This is a genomic window from Blautia sp. HCP3S3_H10_2, assembly GCF_052122375.1.
Taxonomy (GTDB): Bacteria; Bacillota; Clostridia; order Lachnospirales; family Lachnospiraceae; genus Blautia_A.
Window position 1 is genome coordinate 1 of the sequence record NZ_JBQKCL010000033.1, and the last position, 3,886, is coordinate 3,886.

Here is a 3,886-nt window from a genome sequence, read left to right on the forward strand (position 1 = left end):
CCGGAGCAGTGCCGCTTGAAAAGAAGCCGAAAAAAATGCCTCAAACAATGATGTATGCATTATAGCAGGAAAATTGCCTTTTTGCACTACGCCATGTTTTGAGGCACTTACTGAAAAACCTTGAATTTTCAATAAAAACACTTGATTATATGAGGAGGTGGCGTAATATGAAGACGGTAGCATTTATTCCGATTAAGATGAACAATGAAAGGTTACCTGGAAAAAATACAAAGGAGTTCTCCAATGGTAGACCACTAGTTAGTTATATATTAGAGACATTGAAACAAACAAGTGGTATCGATGAAATATATGTTTATTGTAGCAATCCATCGATTAAAAAATTTATACCTGAAGGTGTTAAATACTTACAAAGAGATGAATACCTAGACAAATCTACTACAAGTTTTAATGAGGTCCTGAAGTATTTTGCAAGAGATGTAAAGGCGGATATTTATTTGCTAACACATGCTACTGCGCCTTTTATCAGCAAAGACAGTTTTGAAAAAGGAATAGAGGCAGTGAAGAGTGGAAATTATGATTCTGCTTTGACTGTAGAAAAACTTCAAGAATTCTTATGGAAAGATGGAAAACCATTTAACTATAATCCATCAAGTATTCCTAGGACACAAGATCTGGAACCTTATTACACAGAAACATGTGGGATGTATATTTACACTTCTGATTTGATTAAAAACGAAGGGCGGAGAATAGGACACAGGCCATTCCTTGTTGAAGTATCAAAAATTGAAGCTTGTGACATTAATAATCCTGACGATTTTCTGCTGGCGGATGCGATTGCTATGAGTAAGGAAAGAATGAAATGAAACGAAAGTGAGAAAATAGAATGAGCAACGTAAAAATACTAGATTGTACTTTGAGAGATGGTGGCTACATCAATGACTGGAAGTTTGGCCGCAATAATATCAAAGGTATAATTAATAACCTGGTATCAGCTAATATTGATATTGTTGAAACTGGGTTCATTAGGAATGTTGAATACGATAAGGATTCATCTGTATTTACATCGATTGATGATCTTAAAGAATATATCACGCCGAAAAAGAAGAATGTTCTTTATGCGGTAATGATTGAATTTCATAATCATGTGGAAAATCAAATTGCACCATATGATGGAAGTTCCGCTGATATTATCCGTATCACTTTCCGTAGAAAGGAATGGGAAGGAACTAAGAAAGTAGTCAAAGAATTAATGGAAAAAGGGTATAAGGTTTGCGTTCAACCGGTAGGTACTGCTACTTACGACGACCAATCACTTCTCAATCTTCTGAGAGATGTGAATGCGATAAAACCTTATGCTTTTTATTTGGTCGATACATTGGGCATGATGTATAGGCATGATATGCGTAAGTTCTTCTATTTGATTGACAATAATCTTTCTCAGGATATTTGTTTAGGATTCCACTCTCATAACAACCTTCAAATGTCCTTTGCTAATGCACAAGAAATGATTAGATTAAACCATCAGAGAACGATTATTGTAGATAGTTCTTGTTATGGCATGGGAAGAGGGGTTGGAAATCTTACGACTGAACTGTTCGCGGATTATATAAACAATAATGTTGAACAGAGATATTCACTAATCCCACTACTTAATATTGTCGATAAATACTTGATGCCTATATATGCAGAACAAAGATGGGGCTATGATCTTCCATATTTCTTGTCAGCAACAGCAAAATGTCATCCAAATTATGCTGCTCACTTGATGAAAAAGGAAACGCTAGGTATTGAGAAAATTGAAAAACTTTTAAGTCTTATTCCAGCAGAAAATAGAAGTGAATATAATTCCGATTTAATAGAAAGTCTTTACTTGCAGATGCAGGCTTTTGATATTGATGACAGCTTCTCATATACTGAAATGAAAGAACTGGTAGAGAACAAAGAAGTAGTTGTTCTTGGTCCGGGATCGTCAATAACAAAGTATGAAGAAAAAGTCATGAAGGCTTCAGAAGGCAATATTGTTATCTCAACTAACTTCATACCAGAAAACTATAAAATAAACGCGGTATTTATTTCTAATGAAAAGAGATTGGATACATTGGATTTTGAAACAGTTGATAAAGTAATAGCTACTTCGAATTTGCGAGAAGGTATTCAAAGTGCGCTATTCTTCAATTATTCATCTCTTTTAGGCGAAGGGGACGCTTCTGACAATGCGGGGGCTATGCTTATCAGGATACTCAAAAAGTCTAATGTCAAGAAGGTATACCTAGCTGGATTTGATGGATTTGATGTTGATTCTTCGGCTAACTATGCTGTAGCAACATTCAAAAAATCTCTCGATTATAATACTGTTAAAAAGAAGAACGAAAATATTTCAAAGCAACTGAAATTAGCACTGAATGGAGTAGAATATGAAGTACTCACGCCAACAAGATACGAAATTGGTAATATTTGATTTCGATGGCACAATAGCAGATACTTCAGGCGGAATTCTTGATTCTCACAGATTTGCATTAAATGCAATGGGAAGAGAAATACCAACTGAAGAAGAATTACGTGGTGTTATCGGCGGAAATCTTTTAAAGACATATATTGAGCGTTTTAACTTTTCTGAACCTGACGCACGAGAAGCTGTAAGGATTTATAGAGAACGATATGCTGAAGTTGGAATACATAATGCTGTGCTTTATCCTGAATTTACAGAGGTGGTAAAGAAATTAAAGGATAAAGGATATAAAGTGGGGGTCGCAACCTTAAAAGCAGAGAGTTTTGCAAAGATTATGCTTAAGGAATTAGGCATTTCAAACTACTTTGATGAAGTTTGTGGAATGGATCCAAATGATGGACTTGATAAAGCTGGTTTGATTTTAAAGTGTTGTGAGTTATGTGGCTGTGAAAAAAATGAAGCCATTCTAGTAGGTGATAGCAATAATGACTATATTGGTTCAAAGCAATCAGGTGTTGATTTTATTGGAGTTACATATGGTTTTGGTTTCAAACCTGGCGAGAAGTATGATTTCAAGAAGGTTGACAGCTGCTCCGAACTATTAAGTCTATTAATTGATAGTTTGTAATTTGAGTAATTTCCAACACCACATTATTCACAGAAGAAGCAGAGAGATTAATTATGATAAAAGATACAAAAACTGATCAGATAAATGACTCTGCTGAAAATATGGTAAGTGCCTCAAAACATGGCGTAGTGCAAAAAGGCAATTTTCCTGCTATAATGCATACATCATTGTTTGAGGCATTTTTTTCGGCTTCTTTTCAAGCGGCACTGCTCCGGTAATTCGTAAATGGTAAATAGCCGGTACCGTGTCGCTTGCTAGTTTTTGTGAGATAATTACTCTAAAAAATCTAAGGTTTTTCAAGGAGGGCTATCTCATGGATAAAATTACTCACAAAGTCCGCTGTGAACAATGGACTAACATCATAAAAGAATGTCTGGCTAGTGGAATGAATAAAACTGCCTGGTGCAGAGAACATGGTATTTCAGACAAGTCATTCTTTTACTGGCAACGTCGGCTGCGTGAAGAAGCTTATATTTCTACAATAGAATCTTCTTCACCACCTGTAGCCAAATCTGTAAGTATACCTGCAGAGTCGTCGGTTGATTTCGTCGAATTAAAATTACCTAAGCAATCCGCCGTATCATCTACTGCATTTAGACCAGATGTGATCATTCGAAAGGACACCTTTTCGCTGGAGATTTCAAACACTGCTTCTGCAGAACTGTTAAGCAGAATTGGAGGTCTCTTACATGCTGAATGATGCAACCGGTTTCGACAAGATTTTTATCGCAACAGGCTTATCCTCACGATATTTTTATCCTCATCTTTTCTGGATATAAAGATATTTACTCACTTTTTCACAAAAAAGATGAGGATAACATTATTTATCTTAAACCACAGATACGTGC

At 35.7% G+C, this 3,886-nt stretch carries 5 protein-coding genes; all 5 read left to right on the forward strand.

Annotation, left to right across the window (positions count from 1 at the left end; all coding sequences use genetic code 11):
• Window positions 1–167: 167 nt before the first annotated feature.
• The 5 genes from ACTQWB_RS18505 to tnpA all read left to right on the forward strand — a co-directional run bounded on the left by ACTQWB_RS18505 (window position 168) and on the right by tnpA (window position 3,738).
• Window positions 168–824: an acylneuraminate cytidylyltransferase family protein gene (locus ACTQWB_RS18505; RefSeq protein ID WP_441502898.1), complete on the forward strand. Its 657-nt coding sequence runs from the start codon at window positions 168–170 to the stop codon at window positions 822–824.
• Between the two features lie 20 nt (window positions 825–844).
• Window positions 845–2,419, forward strand: a complete 1,575-nt coding sequence (locus ACTQWB_RS18510) for an aldolase catalytic domain-containing protein (RefSeq protein ID WP_441502899.1) — start codon at window positions 845–847, stop codon at window positions 2,417–2,419.
• Window positions 2,376–3,038: an HAD hydrolase-like protein gene (locus tag ACTQWB_RS18515; protein ID WP_441502900.1), complete on the forward strand. Its 663-nt coding sequence runs from the start codon at window positions 2,376–2,378 to the stop codon at window positions 3,036–3,038. Before ACTQWB_RS18510 ends, ACTQWB_RS18515 begins: the two co-directional genes overlap by 44 nt.
• 53 nt (window positions 3,039–3,091) lie before the next feature.
• The gene (locus ACTQWB_RS18520; RefSeq protein ID WP_441502901.1) at window positions 3,092–3,256 is read left to right on the forward strand and encodes a hypothetical protein; all 165 of its coding nucleotides are present in this window, start codon (window positions 3,092–3,094) and stop codon (window positions 3,254–3,256) included.
• Between the two features lie 95 nt (window positions 3,257–3,351).
• Window positions 3,352–3,738, forward strand: coding sequence for an IS66 family insertion sequence element accessory protein TnpA (gene tnpA, locus ACTQWB_RS18525; RefSeq protein ID WP_441502902.1), 387 nt, complete (start codon window positions 3,352–3,354; stop codon window positions 3,736–3,738).
• Window positions 3,739–3,886 lie beyond the last annotated feature (148 nt).

What these genes read in the sequence shown, in the direction of transcription:
- ACTQWB_RS18520 (WP_441502901.1), top strand. Translation starts at nt 3,092, where the DNA reads ATGATAAAAGATACAAAAACTGATCAGATAAATGACTCTGCTGAAAAT.
- ACTQWB_RS18510 (WP_441502899.1), top strand. Translation starts at nt 845, where the DNA reads ATGAGCAACGTAAAAATACTAGATTGTACTTTGAGAGATGGTGGCTAC.
- ACTQWB_RS18515 (WP_441502900.1), top strand. Translation starts at nt 2,376, where the DNA reads ATGAAGTACTCACGCCAACAAGATACGAAATTGGTAATATTTGATTTC.
- tnpA (WP_441502902.1), top strand. Translation starts at nt 3,352, where the DNA reads ATGGATAAAATTACTCACAAAGTCCGCTGTGAACAATGGACTAACATC.
- ACTQWB_RS18505 (WP_441502898.1), top strand. Translation starts at nt 168, where the DNA reads ATGAAGACGGTAGCATTTATTCCGATTAAGATGAACAATGAAAGGTTA.